Origin of the sequence: Agromyces subbeticus DSM 16689, from assembly GCF_000421565.1 — a bacterium.
GTDB lineage: Bacteria > Actinomycetota > Actinomycetes > Actinomycetales > Microbacteriaceae > Agromyces > Agromyces subbeticus.
The window spans coordinates 13648-37980 of the sequence record NZ_ATXG01000017.1 but is presented as its reverse complement, the minus strand read 5'-3'; the positions used below and the strand labels follow the sequence as shown (position 1 = coordinate 37980).

Here is a 24333-nt window from a genome sequence, read left to right as displayed (position 1 = left end):
CCCGCCGGGTACTCACGCCGACGACCGCACCTCCGGCCGGCCGAGCGTGGCGCAACAGGCTGGAACCGAGCATGCTGGAGCGCATGGAACCGACGGATGCCTCGCGGCGAGCGCTGCGGGTTGCGCGCCCCGACGGCGCCGTCGTCGCGGCCGAGGTGATCGGGTCGCCGGACGATCCCGTCGTGCTGCTCGTCGCCGGAGCCGAGTCGTCGATGGATTGGTGGCGACTCGAGTTCTGCGGGCTGCTCGTACAGCGCGGGCTCCGCGTCGTGCGCTACGACCAGCGCGGCATGGGCGAGACGACGCTCGGTCCGCCCGGCGCGCGCCGGGACGGGCTGAGCGTCGCCGTCGACGACGCACTCGCGGTGCTCGATGCGGCTGGTGCGGTCGACGCGCACTGGGTCGGATTCTCTGCAGGAGGCTGGACCGCCCAACTCGCCGCACTCGACCACCCCGAGCGAGTGCGCGCACTCACCCTCGTGTCGACCAGCCCCACGATGTTCGAGGCTGACGCCGACCTGCCCGCTGCCACGGCCCGCATGCAGCAGGTGTGGGCGAACCCGCTGACCGAGCCCGACTGGAGCGACGAGCGAGCGGTGATCGAGTACTACGTCGACATCGATCGCGACTACGCGGGTGACGTGTTCGACGAGGAGCACGATCGCGCGATCTGGACGGCAACGGTGCGCCGGTCGCCAGACATGCATCGCGACGAGGGCGGGGCCGATGTCGTCGAGCCCGATCCCCGCTGGCGAGAGCGGCTCAGCGAGACGCGCGTGCCCACGACGGTCGTGCACGGCACCGCCGACCCCGTGTTTCCGCTCCGCCACGGCGAAGCGCTGGCCCGCGACATCCGCGGGGCGAGGCTCGTGACGCTTCGCGGCGGCGGACACGAGCTGCCGCCGACCGCGTGGAGTGCGGTGGTCGAGGCGGTCGCAGTTCAGCCGTGACATCCGCAGCGCATCGGCGCATGCTGGAACGCATGGGAACGGTGACGATCTCTTTCGAAATGACACTCGACGGCGTCTTCGACCCGATGGAACCCTGGTTCGATCCAGACGACCCAGGGGTGCAACGGGCCTCCGACGAGCTCGTCTTCGGCGCCGACGCCGTGCTGCTCGGCCGGGAGAGCTACGAGTTCTTCCGCGAGTACTGGCCCGCGCAGACCGATGACCGCGGCTTCGCGGCGCACTACAACGCGCTGCCGAAGTACGTGGCCTCGACGACGCTGCAGGGCCCGCTCGACTGGAACTCGACGCTCATCGCGGGCGACGTTGTCGAGGCGGTGCGGCGGCTCCGCGACCAGTACGAGTCGATCATCTCGCACGGCTACGGCCAGCTCGCCGCGACGCTCATCGAGGCCGGGTTGGTCGACGAGGTGCACGTCGACATCCATCCGTTCCTCGCCGGCGAGGCGAATGTTCGGCTGATCCCGGCGCAGCCTGTCGGCCTGCGGCTGCTCGGTGTCGAGGCCTACGAGTCCGGCATCATCTCCGCGAAGTACGCGCCGACGTCGGGTTGATTCCGATCCTCAGGGCGTGTTCGGTGCCTGTCCGATGCTGAGCCACGTGTCGGGATCGTCGCTAGTGCGGCGCGACCCGAACCCGGCTGAGGGGTCATCCTGCTTCAAGGATTGCAGCTGACGGTCGACGTCGGCCTTCGCTGAGAGCACCGCGAGCTGCCGTTCGATGTCGGCATCGGGTGCGGCCGTGAGGTCTTTGAGGGCTCCGCTGGCGAGCAGCTCGTCGGTGGCGGCGGCGCGGGCCTGCATCTGGGCGACCCGGTCGCGTGCGCGATCGAGGCTCACTCCGACATCGTTCATGTTCGAGCCGATGCCCGCCACCGCTTCGTTCGCCTTCACCTGGGCTGCCGACGCGGTGTACGTGGCCTTGATGGTCTCCTTCTCGATGCGGAACGCGGCGACCTGTTCGGCGAGGTGACGCTCTCGCTCCTGCAACTGCGCCGTCTGCTTCTGGAGCACCGTGTACTGCTCCTGCAGTTTCGACACCTGGTTCTCGAGCAGGGCGCGGCGCTCGAGGGCCGCGCGGGCCAGGTCTTCGCGCCCTTGTGCCATCGCCTCACGGGCTTGATCGCCGAGGCGCTGGTACCGCGTGCCCATCTCCTGCCCCTGCAGGTCGATGCGCTTCTTCGCCGTCGCGACATCGGCGACCGCCTGGCGCACCTGCTGCAACAGCTTCACCTGCTGCTCGTAACTGTCATCGAGCGTTTCACGCGGGTCTTCGACCTTGTCGAGGGCCTTGGTGGTCTTGCTCCGGAAGATGGTGCGGATCCGTGAGGTGTTGTCGCTCATGAGTGGGTCTCCCGTAGTTCAGACGATCGGACACGATCGTCGCGTTGGTTGAGTCGATGCAGTTCCTGCACTCCGGCTCGGAGCGCGACGACCTCTCGTTCCATGTCGGCATGCAGCGTGCTGAGGCTGTCGTCGGTGGAGCCGGCGAGGTCCGACGCGACGGCCGATCGCAGCCGGCGCACGAGGCCGGCGACCTGACCGACCCGGCCGTCGGCCGCGGGCAGTTCCTCGGCCAGCACCGCGGAGTCGGTCTCGCTCTCGAGCAGCCGCAATTGCAGATCCAGCGCGCCGGCCTCCTCCCTGATGCGGCGAAAGAGTCGCGGAAGCTCGCCGCGCGGCCCGTCGCTGCCCGCCGCGAGGTCGACCGCGGCTTGGCCGCTGTCGAGCGTGTCGGCGAGACGTACCCGCAGAAAGCGCACTTTGCGCTGCGGACCCCGACTGAACCCGGCGCGCGTTCGCAGGGCCGTGCTCGCGAGCGCGCGGTTGCGACGAACCTTCCGAACCAGCGCTCGCGCGATCAGAACGACCGCGGTGATCGTCACGACGACGAAGATCAGGAACGCGACGAGGATGCCGAGCAGTATCTCCACAACGTCCACCTCCCGTCGAGCAGGTCGGGCCGCCTGCTGCCCGCCGTGAACCGTCGTTGGTGTTTCGGATCCATGTGGCCCCCTCGCCGTGGTTCGTCGCTGCGTCAGCGTTTGTCTCAAACGCGATATAACGCAATCTACGCTCGCCGCGGCTGAAGCGTTAGCGCTCTCTGCGAATTCGCAGCCCGTGCCGATCGGCCCAGTACCCGATCTCGGCGGCGATCGCCTCCGGCCGATCCTCCTGCGCGTGATGGCCGGCGAGCCCGCCGTCGACGATCTCGAGCGCGGCGATCGACGTAGCGCACCACTCGGCCATGGCGTCGTCGATGAGCAGGGTCGGTGAGCCCGAGAACGTCAACAAGAGCTTCGGCACCATCGTGCTCGTCGCCAGCCACCGGTCGTACGCCCCGATGCGCGCGACGAGCTCTGCCGGCTCGCCGCCGAGCGGCATCTGCCGCGCCCAGGCGAGCACGGGTGCCCGGCTCTCGGGCGTCGGGAAGGGGCGAAGGTAGGCCTCGAGCTCGTCGCCCTCGACCGGTGTCAGCACGCCGCCCGTGAAGGCTTGCCGAATGAAGAGATCCGTCGTGAGCACGCGCTCTTCACCCAAGCCGGGCGTGCGCACGAGCTCCGAGCGCGTCTGCGCCTGCGGCGACAGGTCGGTCCACTCCATGGGCTTCACGATGCTCTCGAAGAAGGCGACGCCGAGCACTCGATCGGGATGCCTCGTGGCCCAGTCGAACCCGAGCGCGCCGCCCCAGTCGTGGCCGACGAGCACCGCACGTTCCACACCCACGGCCTCGAACCACGCGTCGAGGTACCTCGCGTGGTCGGCGAAGTCGTAGGCGAGGTCGGGCTTGCCCGACCGGCCCATGCCGATGAGATCGGGCGCGAGCACATGGCTGTCACCGAAGCGCGCGATCACCTTGCGCCACTGGTGCGACGAGCCGGGATTGCCGTGAAGGAAGACGAAGGTCGTGCCTTCGCCGTGCTCTTCGAAGTGCATCGTGGAGTCGAGGATCGGAATCGAAGGCATGCGGTGTTCCCTCTTCGTCGCGGTCGAAAACGTTGGTAGCACCAACGATAGGAAAAAACGTTGGCCGTGTCAATGAATTGGATAGAGTGGCGACATGGTCGACGAACTCGCTCCTCGTTTCGCGCAGCGGAGCACGTGGCACCTCTCGACGCTCGCGCAGCGTTCGCATCGCCTGCTCGCGGCCGCGTTCGCCGAGCGCGGTCGGCGCGGCTACGACTTCCGGGTGCTCGCGTCGCTCGACGAGTTCGGTGACCTGCACCAGGCGGCGGTGGGCCGGCACACCGGCCTCGACCCGAGTGACGTGACCCAGACCGTTCGCGACCTCGAGGCGGCCGGCGACGTCGTTCGCCGGCCGAGCACTGAAGACCGGAGGCGCATGGTGATCGCGATCACCGCGGTCGGCACGCGAACCCTCACCCGCTTGGACTCCGCGATCGATGAGGCCGAGGCTGCGCTGTTGGCACCCCTGAGCGAGGCTCAACGCGATCGGTTCCTCGAGAGTCTGGCGCTGCTGGCAGAGGCGCACGACCCCCGCTGACTGCACGGCTCGACGACCGCGCAACCCGCTCGGGGGATGGCCGCGAAGCGGCGACATCCGTAGGCTGAGCGGCAGCGACGGGCAGGGCGTTGCCCGTCATTCACCGGGGCGGGTGAGCGACCGTGCTGAACTGGTTCTACGACACGAGCCTCTGGGTCACGCTGCCGTTGTTCGTCGGCGGGTTCGTGGCGGTCTCGTGCCTCGTCGTGCTCGCACTGCGCCCGGCCGTGCAGCGCCTCGTCAGCGATACGAAGGAGTGGGACCGTGCACTCGCCCACGTCATCGGCACCTTCGGTGTGTTCTTCAGCATCCTGCTCGCGCTCGTCGCGGTCTCGGTCTACGAGAACTTCGCCCACACCCGCCAGGTCGCGATCGAGGAGGCGGGCCGCGTCGGTGCGCTCTATCGCGCGACCACGGGCCTCGAAGACGATCTCGGCAACGAGATGCGCCAGGTGCTCGACGAGTACATGCACACGGTCATCGAGGTCGACTTTCCCGACCAGGCGAATGGTGTTCTGCCGGGGGCCAGCGACACCCAGGTCGACGAGTTCGAGCGCCTCCTGCGCACCGTCGAGGCCGACACCCGCACCGATCAGGCGGAGCTCGAACAGGCGCTCGCCACCTTCGACGAGTTCATCGAGTCGCGCCGGGCTCGCATCGACGCCACTGCCCTCGCCCTGCCCCCGCTCTTCTGGCTCGTCATCTGGGTCGGTGCTGCTGTCAACGCGGTGCTGATCGCGTTCATCCATGTGACGAACCCGCGGCTGCACCTGCTCATGGCCGGCCTGCTCGCGCTGTTCATCGGTCTCGTCATCTTCGTCACGGCCGACACCGATCATCCCTTCGCCGGGGCGATCTCGATCGGGCCCGACGCCTACGAGCGCGTGCTCGAGCAGATCATCGACGCGCGCGACAGGGAAGCGGCGCTCGACTGACTGCTGGCGTCGTCGCGCTCGCAGCAGTCCGGCTCTTGCTGGTATCAGCCTGATACCAGGAAGGTAGAATGAACGTCGACGAAGGGAGTGGCCATGGCGATGACCCTGCGCCTCGATGAAGAGCACGACCGCCTGCTCGAGGTACTCGCTGCGAAGTTCGGGCGATCGAAGACCGAGGTCGTCGAGATCGCGCTCGACGACCTGGCGGCTCGCGCCGACAAGTCCGCTCGCACGCGCGCCGCATTCGAGCGTGTTCGCACGCGAGACGCCGACCTGCTCGACCGCCTCGCGCGGTGACCGACTATCTCGACCCCGAAGACGTGGAAGCCCTCCTCGACGAGGAGGGCTTCCACTACAAAGACGGCGCACGTGGTCGCAATCTGCTGCTCTCGGCGCTCGCCGCACCCATGCCGGTCTTCGGCGAAGACGTGCATCCCACGCTCGACGAGAAGGCGGCGGTGTTGCTCTCGGCAGTGATGCGCAACCATGCGCTCGCCGACGGCAACAAGCGCCTGGCGTGGATCGTGACTGTCGCGTTCCTCGAGCTCAACGGGGGCGACCTGGTGGTCGACGACGTAGACGGGACTGACCGCTTCCTGCGTACGGTCGCCCCGGGCGAGATCGAGGTGGCAGCCGTTGCCGAGTGGGTGCGCGAGCGGATGCATCCGCTCGCGTGACCCGGCTCGCTGAACTGCATCGGCTCACGCCCCGATGAAGCTCGCCTCGTTGAGCACCGTGCGCACGTCGCGCGCCGGACGGCCGAGCACGTCGCTCACCGTGGTGGTCGTGGCCTCGTTGCGACCGTCGAGCACCTCACGGCAGAGCTCCGTGAGCATCGTCGCGACCTCGGGGCCGTCTTCTTCGGCGACGGCGGTGTAGAACTCGTCGAGCGTGACGGGCACGTAGACGATCTCTCGCCCGGTGACCTCGGAGAGCAGGCTCGCCACCTCGGCGAACGTCAGCGACTCGGGCCCGGTCACCTCGAGCACGCGACCCGCGTGCCCATCGCCCGTGAGTGCCTCGACGGCGACCGCGGCGATGTCGTCGACATCGATGAACGGTTCGCGCACGCCGCCGGCGGGCATCGCGAGCACTCCGGTCGCTGCCGCACTCGCCAGCATCCCCTCGGTGAAGTTCTGCGTGAACCAGCTGGCGCTCACGACCGTGCCGGCGATGCCGGGGGCATTCAGCACGAGCTCTTCGCAAGTGCGAGCGCCCGCTTCGCCGCGGCCAGAGAGCAGCACGATACGGCGAACCCCCGCGTTGCGCGCCACCTCGACGAGACGCGCGATGGCGACATCCGCTCCGGGCACGGCGAGGTCGGGAACGTAGGCCGCATACAGCCGCTCGACGCCCTCGAGTGCTCGGGCCCAGCCCTCCGGCTGCTCCCAGTCGAAGGCGGGGCTCGTGCCGCGGGCGAGGCGGCGCACGGTCTCGCCGCGCTCGTCGAGCAGGTCGGCGACGCGACGTCCGGTCTTTCCGGTGGAGCCGATCACGGCGATGGTGGAGGTCATGGGGTGAGCCTTTCGGTTGTTGTTCGTCCACCTTCGCGGCATCTGATCGGACGAACAATCGCCACACATACGCATTTCTATGCCGATCGTCCAGAGTCACGGACTTCTGGAACTTCGGCATGCCACGGTGGACGCATGGTCAATCCACGCAACGCGAGCACGGCGGCATCCGCAGGCGAACAGGTCGGCGACGGCCTCCACCTCTTGCGATTCACCGGTGCGCTCTACTGCCGCGCCGAACTCTCCGCCCCGTGGGGCGTCGAGTTCCCCCAGCTCGACGGGTACATGACGCTGCCCATCGTGTTGGCAGGCCGGTGCATCCTCGAGATCGGCGACGAACGGCATGTGCTCGAGGCCGGCAGCGCCGCGCTCATCACGCGCGGGGCGCCGCATCGAATGCTGAGCACAGCGGATGCCGCGTCGACGCCGCTCTTTGACATCCCCGTCGAGCAGCTCAGCGACACGTACGAGCACATGCGGTTCGGCGGCGGCGGTGAGCGGGCGCAGGTCGCCTACGCCGCGCTGCGGGTCGATGCCCCGCTCACCGCCCGGCTGATCGCCGAGCTTCCCGACGTCATTCGCGTCGATGCGTGGGACGACGGAGAGGCGGGTGTCTTCCAGGCGGTGCTGCGGTTACTGGCGCGCGAGGCCGAGGTCATCGAGCCCGGCGGCGAGGCGGTGATGACCCGGCTGGCCGATGTGCTCGTCATCCAGGTGCTGCGGTGGTGGCTGCGCCACGCCGACCACGACGCCAACGGGTGGCTCGCCGCCCTGCGCGACCCGCAGATCGGCCACGCGCTCGGGCGCATGCACGCTCGCCCCGAGGAGGACTGGTCGCTCGTCGAGCTCGCCAGGCAGTCGAACATGTCGCGGTCGGCGTTCGCCGAGCGGTTCACGACGCTCGTCGGCGAGTCGCCGATGCGGTATCTCGCCGGGTGGCGGCTCGAGCAGGCGCGCTCCGAGCTCGCCCGCACGACCGACCCGATCGCCACGATCTCGAGCCGGGTCGGGTATTCGTCTGAGGCGGCGTTCAGCCGTGCCTTCAAACGGCACCACGGTCTGACGCCGGGTGCGGTGCGCCGCGCGGATGCCGCGGTGCAGCGTCACACTGCGGTGCGGGCGCCGGCTCAGCGCGCCTGAAACGCCGGCCGGCGAGCACCGCCTCGGCGCATACCGCCTATTCGAGACACGCCGTGCTCGACGTCGAGCCCACCACCGGCAGCAGCACCGGGGCAAGCGCCGTGAGCACTTCGACGAACGCTTCGCCGGTGCCGCCGTCTCCGTTGCCGATGAGGGCGAGCACGGCGCCCGAGCCCTCGAAGTACTGCACGTGCGCACCGTATCCGGGCTCGGCGCCGCTGTGGCTGACATCGAGCAGGCATCCGGTTTCGGGGTCGATGCGCACCCCCACGCCGAGCCCGTAGCCGAACCCTGCGGCGCTCACGCCTGGGGCGAGGTCGTCGGTGCGTGCAGCACGCAGCTCGGGGGTGAGGCCGTAGCCTTCACCCAACGCGAGACCCCAGGTGTGCAGGTCGTCGATCGTCGAGAGCATGGCGCCGGCGGCCCACGACTCGTGGTTGGTCCAGTCGGTGGTGTCGGTGGGCTGGGGGAGCAGCGGGCAGAACCCCGAGTAGCCGCGGTTGAACGGCTCGGTCAGCACGGCATCGGGCGCGAAGCGGCTCCGCGTCATGCCGAGCGGCTCCATCAGGCGCTCGTCGATCAGCGTGCCGAGGTCGGTGCCGGTGGAGTGCTCGAGGATGCGCCCGAGCACGAAGGTGTTGAACCCCGAGTACGCGAAGCCCTCGCCCGGCGCATAGGCCTCGCGTGGTGTCGCTGCGCCGATGGCGATGACCTCATCGGGCGTGATCGTCGAGTACGGATCGGCGCAGATCCGGTCGATCTGCGCCTGGCCCGGGCTGCCGATGCCGCTCGACATGTTCATGAGCATGCGCACGGTGATCTCGTTCGCGAGCGGGAAGTCGGGGTACCACTCGTCGATCGTGTCGTCGAGGGTGAGCCCGGCCTCCTCGTCGCCGATGACCTGCAGTGCGATCGAGCCGACGATGGTCTTGGTGATGCTGCCGATCTTCGATTGGTCGGCGCGATCCATCGGCAGATTCGAGGCGAGGTCTGAGACGCCTCGCGTCGCGAACCATTCCTCCCGGCCCGGCATCCAGAGCCCGACCATCACGCCGGGCATTCCGGATGCCGCGAAGCCCTCGTCGAGCGCGGCATCCAGTTGCGCGCGAAGCGCAGGGTCGAGCGAGGCAGTCGGCGTGGCCGACGCCGCGGTTGAGGCGGGAGCCGACGGCGTTGTGGTGCACGCCGGCATCAGCGCGGCAACGGCGATCGCCATCACGATCGCCGAGCCCGGGCCTCTCCGCCGTCGGGCCCTCACGTCTCGCGCTCGTGGTGGCGTGCGCATGGTCGGCTCCGCTCCCGCGACGGGTCGCTGAAACCGGCGCTGAGCCGAACAGTACGCGTGTTGCTCCCGCGCGGTCATCCCCAGAACGCGGGTGCGGCGACGTTTGCGCCGCGCCGGGCTCCGCCGAGCCTCGCCGGCCCCCGTTCCCCTTCACACGGGCGCGTTGCCGAATACCTCGGCGAGGAGGCGCTGCTGAACACCCTGGAACGCGCCGGCAACGGTGAGGTTCGCGTCGTCCACGCAGTTCAGCGCCGCGGTCAGGGTCTTGGACCCGTCGGGCGTGGAGTACATGAGCGCGGCGTGGCCAACCGAGCCGCCGTTGTGGGAGATGACGGTGCCGCCGTCGTCGGTGGTCAGCACGAACACGCCCAGCCCGTAGTCCATGTTCGGGATGCCCGTCGCGCGCGGGGTGAACATTTCTGCGCGCAGTTCGTCGGGGAGGAGCCGGCCGCCGGTGAGCGCGGCGATGAACGTGTGAAGGTCCTCGGTGGTCGAGATCATGTCGCCGCCGGCTGAGACCCACGAGGGGTTCTGGCGGGTGACGTCGACCGTGCGGGGCTCGCCGTCCTCGTCGTACCGGTAGTACGCGTGGGCGTGCGGCTCGGCGATCTCCGCGTCGCCGGGAACCACGGTGTGCGACATTCCGAGTGGCGTCAGGATCAGCCGCTGCAGCTCCTCGGTGACGGTGCGGCCGGTCACCTTCTCGATCAGCAGGCGGGCCAGCACGTAGTTGGTGTTGGAATAGCTCCAGCTCGCCCCAGGCTCGAACCGAGCGGGCTTGGAAAGCGCGAGTTCGACCAATTCCTGCGGCCGGTACGTCACGAACCGCTTGTCGAGCCACTCCGTACCCTTCGGGCCGTAGGGCATGAGGACGCCGAGCACGATCGAGCCGTCTTCGTAGACCTCGCCGGTGAAGTTGAACAGGCCGCTGGTGTGCTGGAGCAGCATCCGCACGGTGATCCGCTCGTCGACGCCGAACTCGGGCAGGTGGTCCGCGACCGGGTCGTCGAGGCCGATCCTGCCCTCGGCCACGAGCTGCAGCACGAGGGTCGCGGTGAAGGTCTTGGTGTTGCTGCCGATCCGGATGTGCCCGTCGATCGGCGGCTTCTCGTTGCCGTCAAGTTCGGCCGCGCCGGCACTGCCGACCCACGTGCCCTGCTCGTCGTCGACGCGCACCGACAGCCCGATGATGCCGGGATCGACGAGCGCCTCGATCGTGCGCTGAAGACGGTCGGCGGTCTCGGTGGAAACGGTGGTAGTCATGGTCGTCATCGCTGGTGTGCTCCTTCGAAGCGGTGGAGTTCTTTCGGCGTCGTGCCGATTCCAGAAGCATTCACCCTGACCTCGGGTCAAGGTCAAGAAACGTCTCCAACCGCGTTCACGGGGCACCGCCAGCGAGTCAGCCCGCGGGCACGGGGTTCGAGCAATTGCAATCTCACGGTTGCAATTGGTGCGGTCAAGTGCAACTCTTAGGTTGCATAACTCGATGACATGAATGGAGGCGGCGTGATGCTGCTCGAGAACAAGGTGGCCGTGATCCACGGCGGTGGCGGTTCGATCGGAGGCGCGGCGGCGCGAGTGTTCGCCCGCGAGGGCGCACGGCTGTTCCTGGCCGGCAAGAGCCTGCCGCGGCTCGAGGCCGCGGAATCCGCTGCCAGAACCGAGGGTGCGGAGGTCTCGATCGCCGTCGTCGACGCGATGGATCAGGCCGCGGTCGACCGGCACGTCGACGAGGTGACGGATGCCGCGGGCCGCATCGACATCGCCCTGAACGCGGTGGGCTTCGACCACGTGCAGGGGCTGCCGATCGGCGGGACGTCGCTCGACGACTACCTGCGCCCCGTGGTCGGATACCTGCAGACCAACTTCGTGACCGCGAAGGCGGTGTCGCGGCCCATGATCGCGCAGGGCAGCGGCGTGATTCTCACGATCTCGACGCCGGGTGCGCGGCTCACCGGCCGCGGGCTGATCGGCAACGCGGCTCAGTCGGCCGCGCTCGAGGGGTTCTCGCGAGCGCTCGCCGGCGAGCTCGGGCCCGACGGCATCCGGGTGGTCTGCGTGCGCCCGCACGCCATGCCCGATGCCCTCGCCACCTCGTACACGCGCGAGATGTTCGGCCGCACGGCCGAGTCGAGCGGGGTGCCGTTCGACGAGTGGTTCAGCGGCCTCGCCGACATGACGATGCTCGGCCGCCTTCCGGTGCTCGACGAGGTCGCCGAGTACCTCGCGTTCGCGGCATCCGATCGTGCCCGCTCGATGACCGGCGCAATCGCGAACCTCTCGGCGGGGGCACTCGTCGACTGACCCGGATGTCGCGGGCGGGCGGGCCCGCGACATCGCCCGATCACGGGGCAGCAGCGTCCAATCGCTCGCGAAGCTCTATCGGCAGCTCGAGCGTGACACCCTGCAGCGCGCTGTCGAGCTGTTCGAGCTTGCTGCCACCGAGGATCGGCATGATCGACGGCGAGCCGCCGACCATCCAGGCGAGCACGACTTGACCGCGCGGCATCCCGAGCTCGGTCGCCACCGCGTCGAGCGCGGCGAGGCGCCGCTCGGTGCCGGGGTGCTCGTAGGCGGTCGCGATGCGCTTGCCCGGGTTGTCGTAGGCGCCGCTCAGCAGCGGCGTGTACGCCCAGAGTTCGAGGCCGTTCTCGTGCGCGTAGTCGACCTGCTCGTCGCTCATCATGCCGAAACGGTGGTTCTGTCCCTCAGGTTGTGCGCCAGGTCGCGGCGCGAGGTAGCTGCGGCTCAACTGCATGGCGTCGACCGGGTGCCCGCCCGTCGCGATCGCCCGGGCGCGCGCCCGCTCGACCCGCCACGCGGGGTGGTTCGACGTGCCGACGCGCGCGGTGGCACCGCTGCGCACGAGTTCGGAGAACGCATCCGCCGACTCTTCGATCGGCACCCGCCGGTCTTCCATGTGCGCCCATAGCAGGTCGACCCGGTCGGTACCGAGGCGCTGCAGGCTGCCCTCGAAGGCGCTGCGGATGACGCGTGCTGAGAGTCCCTCGCGGGATGCGGGCCAGTCGGAGGCATCCAATGGCTCGGCGCCGACCTTCGTGGAGATGAGCACGCGATCACGCATGCCCGGTCGTGCCGCGAGCCAGCGGCCGAGCACGAGCTCGCTCTGCCCGCCGTAGCCCGACTCGCTCGCCCAGAACGAGTAGCAGTCAGCGGTGTCGATCCACACGCCGCCGGCCTCCACGAAGCGGTCGAGCAGTGCGAATGAGGTGTCTTCGTCGATCTCGGTGCCGAACTTCATGGCCCCGAGAACAAGTGCTGGATTCGTCATGCCTCCACCGTGCATGCTGGAGTGCACTCCAGCTCAAGCCGAACGGGGACATTCATGACCACCTTCACTCCGTCGCAGGTCGTCGAACGCACCGGGTTCAGTCTCGACACCCTGCGCTACTACGAGCGCGAGGGCCTCATCGGGCCGATCGAGCGCACCGCCGGCGGCCGACGCACCTACCGGCAGGAGCACCTCGACTGGCTCGACCTCGTGAAGTGCCTGCGCGACACGGGCATGCCGATCTCCGACCTCAAGCTCTACACCGCGCTCTCCAACGATGCGACCACGCTCAATGAACGCCTCGACTTGCTCGAGCGCCACGATCGCGAGGTGCAGGCGTCGATCGATCAGCTCCTCGAGCAGCAGAACCACCTGCGCGAGAAGATCGCGTGGTACCGCGGGCAGGTGGGCGGCGGCGCGTAGGGAGCCGACGCTCGTTCAGACCCGCGCGAGGAATTCGAGCACGCGCTGCGCGAGGAGCTTCGCGGCACCCTCGTCGTAGCTCGGCAGGCTGGAGTCGGCGAAGTAGTGCTGGTCGCCGGGGTAGAGGAAGAGCTCGGCGTCGTCGGCCGACGCGACGAGCTCGCGAGCGGCATCGACGTCGCCCTCGTCCATGAAGATCGGATCGGCGTCCATGCCGTGGATCTGCGCGGGCAGCGCCGCTGGCCACGCGCCGAACTCTTCGGGCGGCATGCAGGAGTAGAAGAACAGCGCGCTCTTCGCACCCGCGCGCGTCTGGGCAAGTTTCTGGGCGGGCACGACCCCGAGCGAGAAGCCGCCGTAGACGAGGTCGCTCGGTAGATTCTCGGCTGCTCGTTCGCCTCGCGCCATGATCTCGTCCCAGCCGACCTCGCGCGCGTAGGCGACGCCCTCGTCGATCGTGCCGAAGGTGCGCCCCTCGAACAGATCGGGCGTGTGCACGGTGTGTCCCGCTGCGCGCAACTCGTCGGCGAAGGCGCGCAGGCCCTCGTTGGGTCCGAGCGCGTGGTGGAAGAGCAGTACTTCTGGCATCGCGTGCCTCCGTTCATCGAATGTCGCCGGTTTCGATGGGAAGCTACTCGCTCAACCAGATTCTGTCGACCGATGCATCCGCTCGATGCCGTGGAGAATCAGCTCGAGCCCGAATTCGAACTCGTTGCCGTAAGCGTAGCCGGGCTGCAGAATCAGGGTCGCGGCCATCTCGGCCAGGTTCGGGAACGCGTTCGACATCATCTCCTGCTGCGCCAGGATGTCTTCGGTGACGGCGCCGATGTCGCCCGACGCATCGAGCGGCAGGGTCGCCTCCTGCATGGCGAATCCCTGCACGTAGCTGTCGAGCAGCGACATCGCGTGGCCGACGAGGGGCATCGAGAATCCGGCAGCGCGAAGCACTCCGATGGTCGCGTCGAGATGGCCGAGCGTCGCCGGGCCCGGAGACGTGCGTGCGTCGAGGCTGATGGCCCACGGATGTCGCGCGAGCACCGCGCGCGTCGACCTGGCGCGCTCGAGCATCGCCGCTCTCCACGCGACATCGACGCCGGGCACGTGCATCTCGGAGTAGACGGCGTCGAGCATTCCGTCGAAGATGTCGTCTTTGCTCTTCACGTGGTAGTACAGCGACATCGGAGTGATGCTCAGCTCGGTGGCGAGCTTGCGCATGCTGACCGACTCGATGCCGCCCGCGTCGGCGAGCGCCACGGCGAGTCGCACAGCTCGCTCGCGCGTCACCGGCTCTCTGGCGACAGCCGCCGTCGCCGTCTCGATTGGCTTGCGTGGCATAGCGCCTCCGGTCTCGGCCGTTCTCGGCCATCCGTGATCATCCCGTAGCCAAAACCATACAGCGTATGGTACCGTTCGACCAACCAACCATACGGTGTATGGTTCGCCATTTTCGAGAGAGGTCACCATGAACGACACGCGAATTCCGGCACGGCTCACCGCACGCCGGGTGGGGGTGCTCATGCTGAGCGCCTTCCTCCTCTACGGCATCGGCAGCATGCTCGCGACGAGCGCCGCCGGGGCCGAGGCTGCTGCCGCTCCCGACTCGGGCGGCGCAAGCCCCCTCCTGATCACGGGCGCGGTGATGATGCTGCTCAACTCCGCCGCGGTCATCGCCATCGGCGTGCTCATGCTGCCGATCCTTCGGCCGCGCACGCCGATCATCGCGGTCGGCTACCTCGCCACCCGCTTCTTCGAGGGCGTGGTGCTCGCCATCGGCGTCATCAGCCTGTTCTTACTGTCGGCCACTGCCGTCGCAGGCAACTTCGTCGCCTACAACGTCGCCATGGCCGGCCTCGGCATCGGCAGCCTGTTCTTCTGCGTCGCGCTGTTCCGGTCGCGCCTCGTGCCGCGCTTTCTTGCGGTGTGGGGATTCGTCGGCTATGCGTCGTTCGCACTGGGCTGCATCCTCGAACTCCTGGGGTTCGCCGGTGCCGGTCTCGTGTCGACCATCCCCGGCGGGCTCTTCGAGCTGTTCTTCGCCGTCTGGCTCATCGTGAAGGGCTTCACTCCCGTGGCGACCGCTGCCCAGACTCCGCCGGTCGCCCGCCCCGCGTTCGCGTCGCACTCATGACCACCACGGCGGCGACGGCCCAGCCGGCCTGGACGGCCGAGCGGATGCCGCGACTCGACGGCAGCACCGTCATCGTCACCGGTGCGAACAGCGGCATCGGTCTCGAGGCTGTGCGCGCCTTCGCCCGGCAGGGAGCACACGTCGTGCTCGCGGTGCGAGACGAACAACGGGGCCGGGATGCCGCGGCGAACGTCGAGGGGTCGATCGAGGTTCGCCGGCTCGACCTGGCCGACCTCGCGTCGGTTCGACAGTTCGCCGCGGAGTGCACCGGCGACATCGACATCCTCGTCAACAACGCAGGCGTACTGATGCCGCCATACGGTCTCACGACCGACGGCTTCGAGTTGCATTTCGGCACCAACCACCTCGGCCATTTCGCATTGACCAACCTGCTGCTGCCGCACATCTCGGGCCGCGTCGTGACCGTCGCCAGCGGCGAGCACCGGTCGGGCACGATCGACTTCGACGATCTCAACTGGGCGACCCGTCGCTACGGCGGGGGATCGGCCGCATACGGCCAGTCGAAGCTCGCGAACCTGCTCTTCACGCTCGAACTGCAGCGGCGGCTGGATGCCTCGGGGTCGCACGTCGTGGCGACGGCCGCGCACCCCGGCATGGCCGCCACCAACCTCGGGTCGAGCATGACGAACCCCGTGCTCTCCGCGGTGGCGAAGGTCGCCCTGCGCTTGTTCGCCCACGACGCCACGAGCGGAGCCACCCCCACGCTCTACGCGGCGACCGAGCCGATGCCCGGTGCCGGCTACGCGGGCCCCGGAGGCAAACGAGAGCTGACCGGCCCGCCGGTGCTCGTCGGCCGCTCCGACGCTGCCGCGGATGCCGCGCTCGCTGCGCGACTCTGGGGTGTGTCAGAACAACTCACCGGCATCCGCTACCCGCTGTAGCCGCCCTGATCGTTTGTGTCGGCCTCTCGCATGGAGGCACGTCGGAGCACGTCTGGCAGGAACTCACGCTTGAGTGTCACTGTCGCCTCTTGGCCGGCAGAACCGCCCCGGGCACAGTGGTGCGGTGAGCAAAACCATTGAGACGAACGTAGTGAGAGCCGCGATTCAGGTCGACGGCGAACAGGCGAGTTACCTGACCGCGGGCCAGGACAGCCCGGTCGTGCTGCTGCTGCACGGAACGTACTGGAGCCGGGTCTGGCTGCCGGTGCTCGACCAGCTCGCCGCGGCAGGGCTGCGGCCCATCGCCGTCGACCTCCCGGGGCTCGGTCGCTCAGGTGGCGAGCTCACTCTGCAGACGGCCACCGTTCCGGCCTTGGCCGACTGGGTGGCGCGCTTCGCTTCGGCCATGCAGCTCTCGGGGCCAGTCGCCGTCGTCGGACATGACATCGGCGGCGCCGTCGCCCAGCACCTGCTCGCCCGCAACCTGCTCGAGGTCTCCCGGCTCGCTCTGGCCAATTCGGTCACCTACGACTCCTGGCCAGTCGCGGGCGTCGCGCGCTTCCGCGACCCCGAGGTCATCGCGGCCGTCGGTGCCGAAGAGCTTCTCGCTGCACGCAGGCAGGCCGTGACCGCGGCGCTCGCCGGCGCTGCCATTGAACCACTGGTCGTCGAATACCTCGACCCGTGGAACGATGCGCGGGTTCGCCGTTCCTGGATGGCCCTCGCGGGTGCGGCCGACAGCCGCTACACCCTCGAGCTCGTTCCCGCCCTGCAGAGCTCGGCAACGCCCAAGTTGCTGATCTGGGGCGAAGACGACGGCTTCCAGAAAGTGGAGTACGCCGAGCGATTCGCCGCGGAGATGCCGCACACCACGCTGGTGCGCATCCCCGACGCCGGGCACATCCCCATGGAGAACGCACCCGAGCAGGTCGGCCGCGCACTGGTGGAGTTCCTCACCGAGTAGGGATGTCGCGACGAGTCGACCCTGCAGCGGGCACGACCTCGCTCACGCGCCGTCAGCGCGGGCGGACTTTCGCAGGTAGACCAGGTCGACTCCCTCGCGCAGGGGCACTCGACGAGTGATGGCATATCCCTCGCGCTCGTACAGACGGATGTTCGCCACGCTCAGATGCCCGGTGAACAACTCGAAGTTGGATGCCTCGCTGACGCGTTCCGCTGCACGCAGGAGTCGCGTGCCGATGCCGTGACCTTGCAGGTCGGGCGCCACGGTCAATCGGCCGATGTGAGCATCTGAACCATCGATGATCCACCGCACCGCGCCGACGAGCCGCGCCCCTTGCCACAGCCCGAGGCCGGCACCACCGCGCAGTTCGTCGTGCAGTTCGTCGAGCGTTTGCGTCAGCGCAGGCAGGAAGGCGTCGTGGTAGAGCTGCGCCTCGGTGGCATACGCCGCGCGCTGCAACGTCAGCAACTCGCCCGCCACCCCAGGATGCAAGGCCCCTTCGATCATGCGCTCACTCGTCTCAGTTGAGTTCATCGTGTATCTCCCTTCATTCCCGGCGCTGCCTCTCATGCCGGGTCGATGCGCAGGACCGTCGGAGATTCGCCAACGGTGAGATCGTCGACAACGCGGATGCCGCGTGCGAGCTCGTCGACGGCGCCGATGACGGTGCCGAACCGCTCGCGGTCGCCGCACACCGCCGTCACGCTCACGAAGTGCGAGCCGAGATCCCACGTGTACGTCGCGAACGGCGGGCGGCCGCCCTCTGGCAGCGGAATCACGAGCTTCTCACCGACGCCGAGGTAGTTGCCGCGAAACTGCTCGGTGTCGTCGTACTCGATCGGCATCGATGCCCGCGCGATCCGCAGCTGCGGTGTCGCCTCCTGCACCTGTGCCATCACGACGAGCAGTTCCGGCTCGGTCTTCCAGACCCACACGAGCACCCGGCCGGCCGCCTTGCGCATCAGCAACGGGACGGCCTGGCTCATCGCCCAGGCGCTGAAGCCGCCGCCGGGCTTCGATGGCGCAGCATCGGGGCCCTTGGCCTGCGATAGCAGCATCCCGATCGCCGCCTTGCGGTGCCGGCGGCCGCGGAATCCGAGGGAGTCCGTGATGGGCACCCATTTGGAGAGGTCGGGCTCTGCGTGAAGTCGGGGCACGCTTCCAGCCTACGAGCGGCCAGGCGTCGCTCGACGCCGCGGCTCCCGACGTCGGCAGCGCCCGGAGGGCCTCGCCGTCATCCCCACGGCGCGGCGCACGGCTCGGTCGGCGACCCGTTGAGCACGGGGCGGAGGAACGGGGCCAGCGCCATCGCGACCTCCGACACCGCGTCGCCCGTTCCGCCGTCGCCGTTGCCGAGCATCGCGAAGACGGCCCCGGTCGCCGGGTAGTACGTGATGTTCGTGCCGTACCCGGGCTCAGCGCCGGCGTGGGAGACGCTGGTGATGCAGCCGGTCGTGTCGTCGTATTCGAGACCCGCGCCGAGGCCGTACGCGGCCCCCGACTGTCCTGGGAGCGCCGCGACATCCGCATATCGCGCGGCCTGCAGTTCGGGGGTCACGCCCGCTCCCTCGCCGAGGGCGACGCCCCAGGCATGCAGGTCGTCGAGCGTCGACACCATGCCGCCGCCCGCCCAGCTCTCGCCGTTCGACCAGCCGACGGTGTCGACAGGCTGCCCGAGCTCGGGGCAGAAGCCGGAGTAGCCGTGGGTCAGCGGGGCGGTGACCGCTCCATCGGGGGCGAACCTGCTGCGTTCCATGCCGAACGGCTCGGTGATGCGGTCGCCGATCAGCGTGGCGAGATCGTCGCCGGTGACCTGCTCGAGGATGCCGCCGAGCAGGAAGTAGTTCGTGTTGGCGTACTCGAATCCCTCACCCGGAGCGAAGTCGGCGCGGGGAGTCGCCGCGCCGACCGCGACGAGTTCGGCGGGTGTCGGAATGGCGTGCGGGTCGCTGCAGATGCGGTCGACCTGCGCCCGGCCGGCCTCGCCGGTGCCGCTCGAGTGGTTCAGCAGCATCCGCACCGTGATGTTCGACGCCTCGGGGAACTCGGGGTACCACCGGTCGAGGGTGTCGTCGAGACTCATCTCGAATTCGGGCTCGCCGATCACCTGCAGCATGACCGTTGAGACGATCGTCTTGGTGATGCTCCCGATCTTCTGCTGGTTGTCTCGGGCGATCGGCTCGCCGGTCTCGACATCGGCCACACCCCGCGCCGACACCCATTCGCCCTCGCCGGGGATCCACACCCCGACGATGACCCCTGGCATTCCGGATGCCGCGAATCCCTCGTCGAGCGCCGCCTCGAGTTGTGCGCGCAGCGCTGAGTCGAGGGACGGGGCGGATGCCGGCGGAGCGGAGGCGACGACGTCCGACGCGGTGGCGGCGCATCCGCTCAGCACGAACGCGAAGGCGGCCACGACCGCAGCGACCGCCCACGTGGAGTTCCGCATGATCAGGCCTCTCGGCGTCGATCAGGCCCTTCGAGGCTCAGGATCCGGATCGCGGGACGGGAGCGGATGCCCCCATTCGCGACCCTACGCCGCTCGTGCATGCCGATGCGGGGCCTTGCTGCCCCAGTTCAGGGGACGATGGCCACCCCCGCAGACGGTGCTCGACGCGATCCGACGGTCCGTCCCATGAGTGAGGCTCAGCCCCGGGCTTGGTCGAATGGGGACGACATGCCGAGCAACATCCGCACAGCCTTCATGACCCTCACTCTCGGTGCGCTCGTCGTCGGCTCGAGGGATGACCTGCTCCGCTGCGTCGAACTCTTGGAGCTTCGCGATCAGCTGCCGAAGGCCGTCGATCAGGCCGTCGCGATCGAATCGGGTCGTCACACGCTCACCAGCGTGTCCGCATCGATGAGCACGCCGCGTCGCAAGAACTCGGGCGGAACCCGGTGCAGCTCGGGCGTGAGCGTGTACGGGCCTTCGCCGACCGCCCACCGTCGGCGCAGTGTGCGTGTCGGACTGTTCGCCCAGTCGGGAACCGGAAGGTTCTCGGCAATGAGGTGATGCGCCACGAGTGCGGCGATCGCCGCATCCCATTGTTTGCTTCCCGTGGTTTCGGGCTCCGAGATCGTAAGCGCGAATCGCACAGCTCCGTGCTCCGCGAGCAGATTGTCGCTGAGTTGAATGAACCGCCGCAGCGCGCGGTCTTCACGGCCATCGAGCACAGCGAATCGGATGTCGGCGGCGACGGCTGCGGCGTCATCGCGAACGCTCGGCACGGCGACGAGGCGGTGCCCGGTCGCGCGGAGCGCGCGCTCGACGGCATCGAACGACGGATTCTGGTGGCCACGTTCGATCAGTGAAAGGTGCGACTGCGACAGCTCGGCGCGGTGCCCGAGTGCACCCTGCGTCAGTCGCCGGCTCTTGCGAGCAGTTCGGATCAGGCTTCCTGCGCTCATCGCTTCACCTCCCAATATTCGATACATCTCATAATACGCCACGCTATGCCCACAGCAACTCCTCATCTCGAGGGGGCCAGCTCGTCCCGCCGAACACCGGATGTCACAACCACGCGACATCCGGTGTCTTCATGTCGACGGATCATCCGGGAACCGAACCCCGGGCCGTCGACGCACAGGAGGACATGATGACCACCCAGACCCGCATCCCGCCGACTGAACTCAAGGGAGTCTTCGGCACGGTCGTGAAAGTCGCCGCCAAGCGCATGATCGGCCGGGTGCCGGACTCGATGGGCGTGCTCGCGCACCACCCCGCTCTCATGCGGGCGTCGATGGGCATCGGCCGCAAGATCGAGGCGCTCGACGAGCTCGACGAGAACCTCGCGAGCTACGCGGTGATGGCGACGGCGGCCTACATCGGCTGCAGCTGGTGCCTCGACTTCAACTACTACAAGACGCACAACCAGGGCCTCGACGAGGAGAAGGCGCGGCAGGTGCCGAACTGGCGCGCGGCATCCGTCTTCACGCCCCTCGAGCGACAGGTCATGGAGTACGCCGAGGCGATGAGCCAGACCCCGCCCGCCGTCACCGACGAGCTGTCGGCCGCGCTACTCGACGCGCTCGGCCCGGCCGCGCTCATCGAGCTCACCGCCAAGGTCGCGTTCATGAACATGAGCTCGCGCATGAACATCGCGCTCGGCATCCACGCCGAGGGCTATGCGGATGCCTGCCAGATGCCGCCGCTCGCCACCCGGGCGGATGTCGCAGCATCCGTTGTAGGTTCGACAGCATGACCGACGATCCGTTCATCACGCACCGCGGCCTGCTCTTCACGGTCGCGTACGAGATGCTCGGCTCCGCGGCCGACGCTGAAGACGTGCTGCAGGAGTCCTGGCTGCGATGGGCGGATGTCGCGCGCGACGAGGTGCGCGACCCGCGCGCGTATCTCGTGCGCATCGTCACGCGGCAAGCCTTGAACCACTTGCGCACGATGTCGCGCCGGCGCGAGTCGTACGTGGGGGAGTGGCTGCCCGAGCCGCTGCTCACGACTCCGGATGTCGCAGACGACGTCGAGCTCGCCGAGAGCGTGTCGATCGCGATGCTGACCGTGCTCGAGACGCTCGGCCCGACCGAGCGCGCGGTGTTCGTGCTGCGCGAGGTGTTCGACGTGCCGTACGACGAGATCGCGGCTGCCGTCGACAAGTCGCCGGCGGCCGTGCGGCAGATCGCCCACCGGGCGAAAGAGCACGTCGCCGCCCGGCGCCCACGTGTCACGGTCGACCGTGCCGAGCAGGAGGCGGTCGTCGCGAGGTTTCTCACGGCGGTCAACTCGGGCGATCTGCAGGGTCTGATGGACGTGCTCGCGCCCGATGTGGTCTCCGTCGCCGACGGCGGCGGACTGGTGAAGGGTGCCGCGCTCCGGCCGATCCAGGGCGCCGACAAGATCGCCCGCTACCTGCTCGGCGGCCTCGCGAAGCTCGCGCTGCCGTTCGAGGCGAGGCCGACGTGGGTGAACGGACATCCCGCGATTCGCGGCGAGGTCGACGGCGAGCTCGCCGGTGCGATCTGCTTCGAGATCGAGGGTGATCGCATCACGCGAATCTTCTCGATCGCCAACCCGAACAAGCTCGGGCGTCTCGACGAGGCGGCTCAGCTGGTGCGGTAGACCAGTCACTCCGGCTGATTGCCAGCACTCCCGTGGATCGTGAACGGTGTCGTGACGCCGTCGTACATGAGGTGGGCGACGAGGCCGTCGACCGCGTGCGGGAGAGTGTGGCAGTGGTCGCTCCAGATGCCCGGGTTGTCGGCGATGAAGGCGATCTCATACGACTCGCCGGGGCGCACGTCGAGCGAGTCGACCCACCATGGGCTGCCGGAGGCCGCAGTGCCTTCGCGTGAGAGCACCACGATGTGATGCCCGTGCAGGTGCATCGGATGCACCTCGCCCGACTCGTTGACGATGCGCATCACGACGACGTCGCCCTCGGCCACGTGGAACATCGGTACGTCGGGGAACATGCGGCCGTTGATCGTCCAGAAGTTGCCCGGCCGGCCGTCGATGAGACCGAACCGGCGCGCGATCACGTAGTCGTACGACCGGTCAGGCGACGACGGGTCGAACCCCAGAGGTTCGGGCGCACCGTACGAGAGCAGGTCGACGCTCTTCGAGGGCTGTGCGATCGAGGGCACGGATGCCTCGGGGTCGCCGATCAGCACCCGGCGAGCACCACCGACGTGCAGCGCGGCAGAACCGTGCTGCGGCGCCTGCACCGCGACATCCGCTCGCCCGCCGGCCGGGATGAGCAGCCGCTGGCCGCGGAGGTCCGTCGGCTCATTGATGTCGCGCCCGTCGGTCGCGATCACCCGGAACGGCGAATCCGACCATACGGCCGCGGTGCCCTGGTCGGAGTTGATCACCCGAACCCGAACGGTCGATCCCGGCGGTGCGTCGATGCGCTCGTCGGCGACCCGCCCGTTCAGAGTGTGCTGCCCGCCGTAGACGTGCAGCAGCGCGGTGATGTCGAGGTCGGCCGCAGCATCCGCCGGAGCGACGGGGTCGATCACGAGGGCGCCGAGCAGTCCGCGCAGCACCTGCTCGCGCGACACCTGGTGCGAGTGGTACCAGTACGTGCCGGCATCCTCTGCGACGAATCGGTACACGTGGTGCCCGCCGGCCGGCACGGCGTCCTGCGTGATGCCGGCGACGCCGTCGGCCGCGTTCGGCACGTCGATGCCGTGCCAGTGGAGGGTGGCGCCGGCCGTCACCGATTCGTTCCTGAACGTGACCTCGATGAGGTCGCCCTGCTGCGCTCGCAGTTCCGGACCGGGCGACGAGCCGTTCACGGTGTACCCCTCGACCGCACGGCCGCCGGGCACGTCGATGGTCTCCTGGCGGGCGGTGAGCTCGACCTCGACGTCGGCGGGGCGGTCGGGGTCGGCGGTGAGCGAGGTCACGCTGACGTCGCCGCCGGTCGCGAAAGTTCCGGATGCTCCGTGCGCTACGCCGACCGCGCCGCTGTGCTGCGCGTGGCCCGAGTGCCCGTCGCCAGCCTGGCCACCGCCATCCTGCCCACTGCCCATGGACATCACCGAGTACTCGCCGAGCAGCGTGGAGCTCCACGCGAGCGCGCCGGCGCCGAGCGCGGTCGCAACCGCGACGCCGACGGCGGCTCGCCGCAGCACCTCACGCCGCGACGGCATCGGGGCTCGCCCCCTCAGCGGGCGGCGCGTCGGCCGCGTCGGTCGTGTCGGCTCTCTCTGCAGTGTCGATCTTGCGCCCGCGCCGAACCCGCAGCGCGGCGACCGAGCCCGCGGCCACCACGGCCAGGGCGTTCGCCCCGTGGATCAGCCCGAGATACGGCACATCCGTGATCGAGAAGCCGAGCGTCACCTGCAGCGCCACGAGCCCGAAGACGATCGCCGCCCACAGCTTGGCGCCGCGCACTCGCACGAAGAACGAGACCACGAGCAGGGTGAGCGCGATGAGGGGAATGAGGACGGCTCCCACGAGGCCGTGGATCATGAATCCGAGTTCGCCGACCCCCGCCGCCTGAAAGCTCTCGAGCAGCGCCTTGTCGACGACCCCGCCCTCCGAGACGAGATTGAGCATGCCGCCGAACGCGAACGCGATCGCGGCGGCCTGCACGACGACGGCGCCCGCGACGGTCCAGGCGAGTCCGGTGTACAGCTTGCGCATGAGGCCTTCTCCTTCGTGCGGCGCCGAGGCGTGGCATCCGCTCGCCCCTCACCTTGTCGAGTCGTGGCGGGCGCCGGAACGCAGACAACCGGATGCCGCATGGCGGCGCGCTGCGCTGCGCATGGGGGCTGCCTGCTAAGGGATGCCGGGGCAGGCCCCCTCCCGCGATCGGC

The 24333-nt window shown here is 68.9% G+C and carries 29 protein-coding genes; 14 read left to right on the top strand and 15 right to left on the bottom strand.

The features are described from left to right. Positions 1–71: 71 nt before the first annotated feature. Positions 72–950 (top strand): alpha/beta fold hydrolase, encoded by an 879-nt coding sequence (locus tag H521_RS0117895; protein ID WP_084512613.1) that lies wholly within the window; start codon positions 72–74, stop codon positions 948–950. Positions 951–991: 41 nt separating this feature from the next. Next, a complete protein-coding gene (locus tag H521_RS0117890; protein ID WP_169514015.1) occupies positions 992–1522 on the top strand; it encodes a dihydrofolate reductase family protein in 531 nt (176 codons plus the stop codon). A gap of 9 nt (positions 1523–1531) precedes the next feature. Here H521_RS0117890 and H521_RS24170 read toward each other — a convergent pair whose 3' ends face one another. The 3 genes from H521_RS24170 to H521_RS0117875 all read right to left on the bottom strand — a co-directional run bounded on the left by H521_RS24170 (position 1532) and on the right by H521_RS0117875 (position 3976). Next, complete coding sequence (locus H521_RS24170) at positions 1532–2311, bottom strand: PspA/IM30 family protein (RefSeq protein WP_022894387.1); 780 nt, start codon at positions 2309–2311, stop codon at positions 1532–1534. Then, the gene (locus tag H521_RS0117880; RefSeq protein WP_022894386.1) at positions 2308–2901 is read right to left on the bottom strand and encodes a hypothetical protein; all 594 of its coding nucleotides are present in this window, start codon (positions 2899–2901) and stop codon (positions 2308–2310) included. Before H521_RS0117880 ends, H521_RS24170 begins: the two co-directional genes overlap by 4 nt. Before the next feature lie 160 nt (positions 2902–3061). Continuing rightward, on the bottom strand, positions 3062–3976 hold the full coding sequence (locus H521_RS0117875) for a haloalkane dehalogenase (protein ID WP_281167460.1): 915 nt from the start codon (positions 3974–3976) through the stop codon (positions 3062–3064). Positions 3977–4028: 52 nt separating this feature from the next. Between H521_RS0117875 and H521_RS0117870 the strand changes: the two genes are divergently transcribed. The 4 genes from H521_RS0117870 (at position 4029) to H521_RS0117855 (ending at position 6084) form a co-directional block, all read left to right on the top strand. After that, entirely contained in the window at positions 4029–4472 is a 444-nt protein-coding gene (locus H521_RS0117870; RefSeq protein WP_022894384.1) for a MarR family winged helix-turn-helix transcriptional regulator, read from the top strand. A gap of 122 nt (positions 4473–4594) precedes the next feature. After that, the gene (locus H521_RS0117865; protein WP_022894383.1) at positions 4595–5407 is read left to right on the top strand and encodes a bestrophin-like domain; all 813 of its coding nucleotides are present in this window, start codon (positions 4595–4597) and stop codon (positions 5405–5407) included. Positions 5408–5500: 93 nt separating this feature from the next. Further along, positions 5501–5704, top strand: a complete 204-nt coding sequence (locus H521_RS25955; RefSeq protein ID WP_022894382.1) for a ribbon-helix-helix protein, CopG family — start codon at positions 5501–5503, stop codon at positions 5702–5704. After that, positions 5701–6084 (top strand): type II toxin-antitoxin system death-on-curing family toxin, encoded by a 384-nt coding sequence (locus H521_RS0117855; protein ID WP_022894381.1) that lies wholly within the window; start codon positions 5701–5703, stop codon positions 6082–6084. The genes H521_RS25955 and H521_RS0117855 overlap by 4 nt, the downstream gene beginning before the upstream one ends. Before the next feature lie 24 nt (positions 6085–6108). Here the strand turns inward: H521_RS0117855 and H521_RS24165 are convergent, their stop codons facing one another. Then, complete coding sequence (locus H521_RS24165; protein ID WP_022894380.1) at positions 6109–6921, bottom strand: NmrA family NAD(P)-binding protein; 813 nt, start codon at positions 6919–6921, stop codon at positions 6109–6111. A 135-nt stretch (positions 6922–7056) separates the two neighbouring features. On the opposite strand from H521_RS24165, the gene H521_RS0117845 reads away from it, so the two are divergent. After that, a complete protein-coding gene (locus tag H521_RS0117845) occupies positions 7057–8061 on the top strand; it encodes an AraC family transcriptional regulator (protein ID WP_022894379.1) in 1005 nt (334 codons plus the stop codon). 37 nt (positions 8062–8098) lie between these two features. Here the strand turns inward: H521_RS0117845 and H521_RS0117840 are convergent, their stop codons facing one another. Both H521_RS0117840 and H521_RS0117835 read right to left on the bottom strand, forming a co-directional pair. Further along, positions 8099–9277 carry a serine hydrolase domain-containing protein gene (locus H521_RS0117840; protein WP_022894378.1) on the bottom strand — a complete coding sequence of 393 codons (1179 nt, stop codon included), beginning with the start codon at positions 9275–9277 and terminating at the stop codon, positions 8099–8101. Between the two features lie 219 nt (positions 9278–9496). Then, positions 9497–10618 (bottom strand): serine hydrolase domain-containing protein, encoded by a 1122-nt coding sequence (locus H521_RS0117835; protein ID WP_022894377.1) that lies wholly within the window; start codon positions 10616–10618, stop codon positions 9497–9499. Positions 10619–10855: 237 nt separating this feature from the next. On the opposite strand from H521_RS0117835, the gene H521_RS0117830 reads away from it, so the two are divergent. Then, entirely contained in the window at positions 10856–11650 is a 795-nt protein-coding gene (locus tag H521_RS0117830) for an SDR family NAD(P)-dependent oxidoreductase (protein WP_026482448.1), read from the top strand. Positions 11651–11690: 40 nt separating this feature from the next. On the opposite strand, the gene H521_RS0117825 is transcribed toward H521_RS0117830, so the two are convergent. Then, positions 11691–12638, bottom strand: a complete 948-nt coding sequence (locus tag H521_RS0117825) for an aldo/keto reductase (protein ID WP_022894375.1) — start codon at positions 12636–12638, stop codon at positions 11691–11693. Positions 12639–12692: 54 nt separating this feature from the next. Between H521_RS0117825 and H521_RS0117820 the strand changes: the two genes are divergently transcribed. Then, positions 12693–13061, top strand: a complete 369-nt coding sequence (locus H521_RS0117820; protein WP_026482446.1) for a MerR family transcriptional regulator — start codon at positions 12693–12695, stop codon at positions 13059–13061. 15 nt (positions 13062–13076) lie between these two features. Here the strand turns inward: H521_RS0117820 and H521_RS0117815 are convergent, their stop codons facing one another. Both H521_RS0117815 and H521_RS0117810 read right to left on the bottom strand, forming a co-directional pair. Then, a complete protein-coding gene (locus H521_RS0117815; RefSeq protein WP_022894373.1) occupies positions 13077–13649 on the bottom strand; it encodes a dienelactone hydrolase family protein in 573 nt (190 codons plus the stop codon). 51 nt (positions 13650–13700) lie between these two features. Then, entirely contained in the window at positions 13701–14396 is a 696-nt protein-coding gene (locus H521_RS0117810) for a TetR/AcrR family transcriptional regulator (RefSeq protein ID WP_051159347.1), read from the bottom strand. 127 nt (positions 14397–14523) lie between these two features. On the opposite strand from H521_RS0117810, the gene H521_RS24160 reads away from it, so the two are divergent. The 3 genes from H521_RS24160 to H521_RS0117795 all read left to right on the top strand — a co-directional run bounded on the left by H521_RS24160 (position 14524) and on the right by H521_RS0117795 (position 17055). Then, the gene (locus tag H521_RS24160; protein ID WP_022894371.1) at positions 14524–15189 is read left to right on the top strand and encodes a DUF4386 domain-containing protein; all 666 of its coding nucleotides are present in this window, start codon (positions 14524–14526) and stop codon (positions 15187–15189) included. Next, positions 15186–16091 (top strand): oxidoreductase, encoded by a 906-nt coding sequence (locus H521_RS0117800; protein WP_022894370.1) that lies wholly within the window; start codon positions 15186–15188, stop codon positions 16089–16091. Before H521_RS24160 ends, H521_RS0117800 begins: the two co-directional genes overlap by 4 nt. A gap of 124 nt (positions 16092–16215) precedes the next feature. Continuing rightward, positions 16216–17055, top strand: a complete 840-nt coding sequence (locus H521_RS0117795) for an alpha/beta fold hydrolase (protein WP_022894369.1) — start codon at positions 16216–16218, stop codon at positions 17053–17055. Between the two features lie 42 nt (positions 17056–17097). Here H521_RS0117795 and H521_RS0117790 read toward each other — a convergent pair whose 3' ends face one another. The 4 genes from H521_RS0117790 to H521_RS0117770 form a co-directional block, all read right to left on the bottom strand. After that, positions 17098–17589 (bottom strand): GNAT family N-acetyltransferase, encoded by a 492-nt coding sequence (locus H521_RS0117790; RefSeq protein ID WP_245561016.1) that lies wholly within the window; start codon positions 17587–17589, stop codon positions 17098–17100. A 32-nt stretch (positions 17590–17621) separates the two neighbouring features. Next, entirely contained in the window at positions 17622–18212 is a 591-nt protein-coding gene (locus H521_RS0117785; protein WP_022894367.1) for a hypothetical protein, read from the bottom strand. 77 nt (positions 18213–18289) lie between these two features. Next, positions 18290–19504: a serine hydrolase domain-containing protein gene (locus H521_RS0117780; protein WP_022894366.1), complete on the bottom strand. Its 1215-nt coding sequence runs from the start codon at positions 19502–19504 to the stop codon at positions 18290–18292. A 383-nt stretch (positions 19505–19887) separates the two neighbouring features. Further along, complete coding sequence (locus H521_RS0117770; RefSeq protein ID WP_022894364.1) at positions 19888–20463, bottom strand: helix-turn-helix domain-containing protein; 576 nt, start codon at positions 20461–20463, stop codon at positions 19888–19890. A 188-nt stretch (positions 20464–20651) separates the two neighbouring features. Here H521_RS0117770 and H521_RS0117765 point away from each other — a divergent pair, with 188 nt between their 5' ends. Further along, positions 20652–21257: a carboxymuconolactone decarboxylase family protein gene (locus tag H521_RS0117765; RefSeq protein WP_040424960.1), complete on the top strand. Its 606-nt coding sequence runs from the start codon at positions 20652–20654 to the stop codon at positions 21255–21257. Next, a complete protein-coding gene (locus H521_RS0117760) occupies positions 21254–22129 on the top strand; it encodes an RNA polymerase sigma-70 factor (RefSeq protein WP_022894362.1) in 876 nt (291 codons plus the stop codon). The genes H521_RS0117765 and H521_RS0117760 overlap by 4 nt, the downstream gene beginning before the upstream one ends. Before the next feature lie 5 nt (positions 22130–22134). On the opposite strand, the gene H521_RS0117755 is transcribed toward H521_RS0117760, so the two are convergent. Next, a complete protein-coding gene (locus H521_RS0117755; protein ID WP_022894361.1) occupies positions 22135–23664 on the bottom strand; it encodes a multicopper oxidase family protein in 1530 nt (509 codons plus the stop codon). Beyond that, complete coding sequence (locus H521_RS26150; RefSeq protein ID WP_022894360.1) at positions 23648–24160, bottom strand: hypothetical protein; 513 nt, start codon at positions 24158–24160, stop codon at positions 23648–23650. Before H521_RS26150 ends, H521_RS0117755 begins: the two co-directional genes overlap by 17 nt. Positions 24161–24333 lie beyond the last annotated feature (173 nt).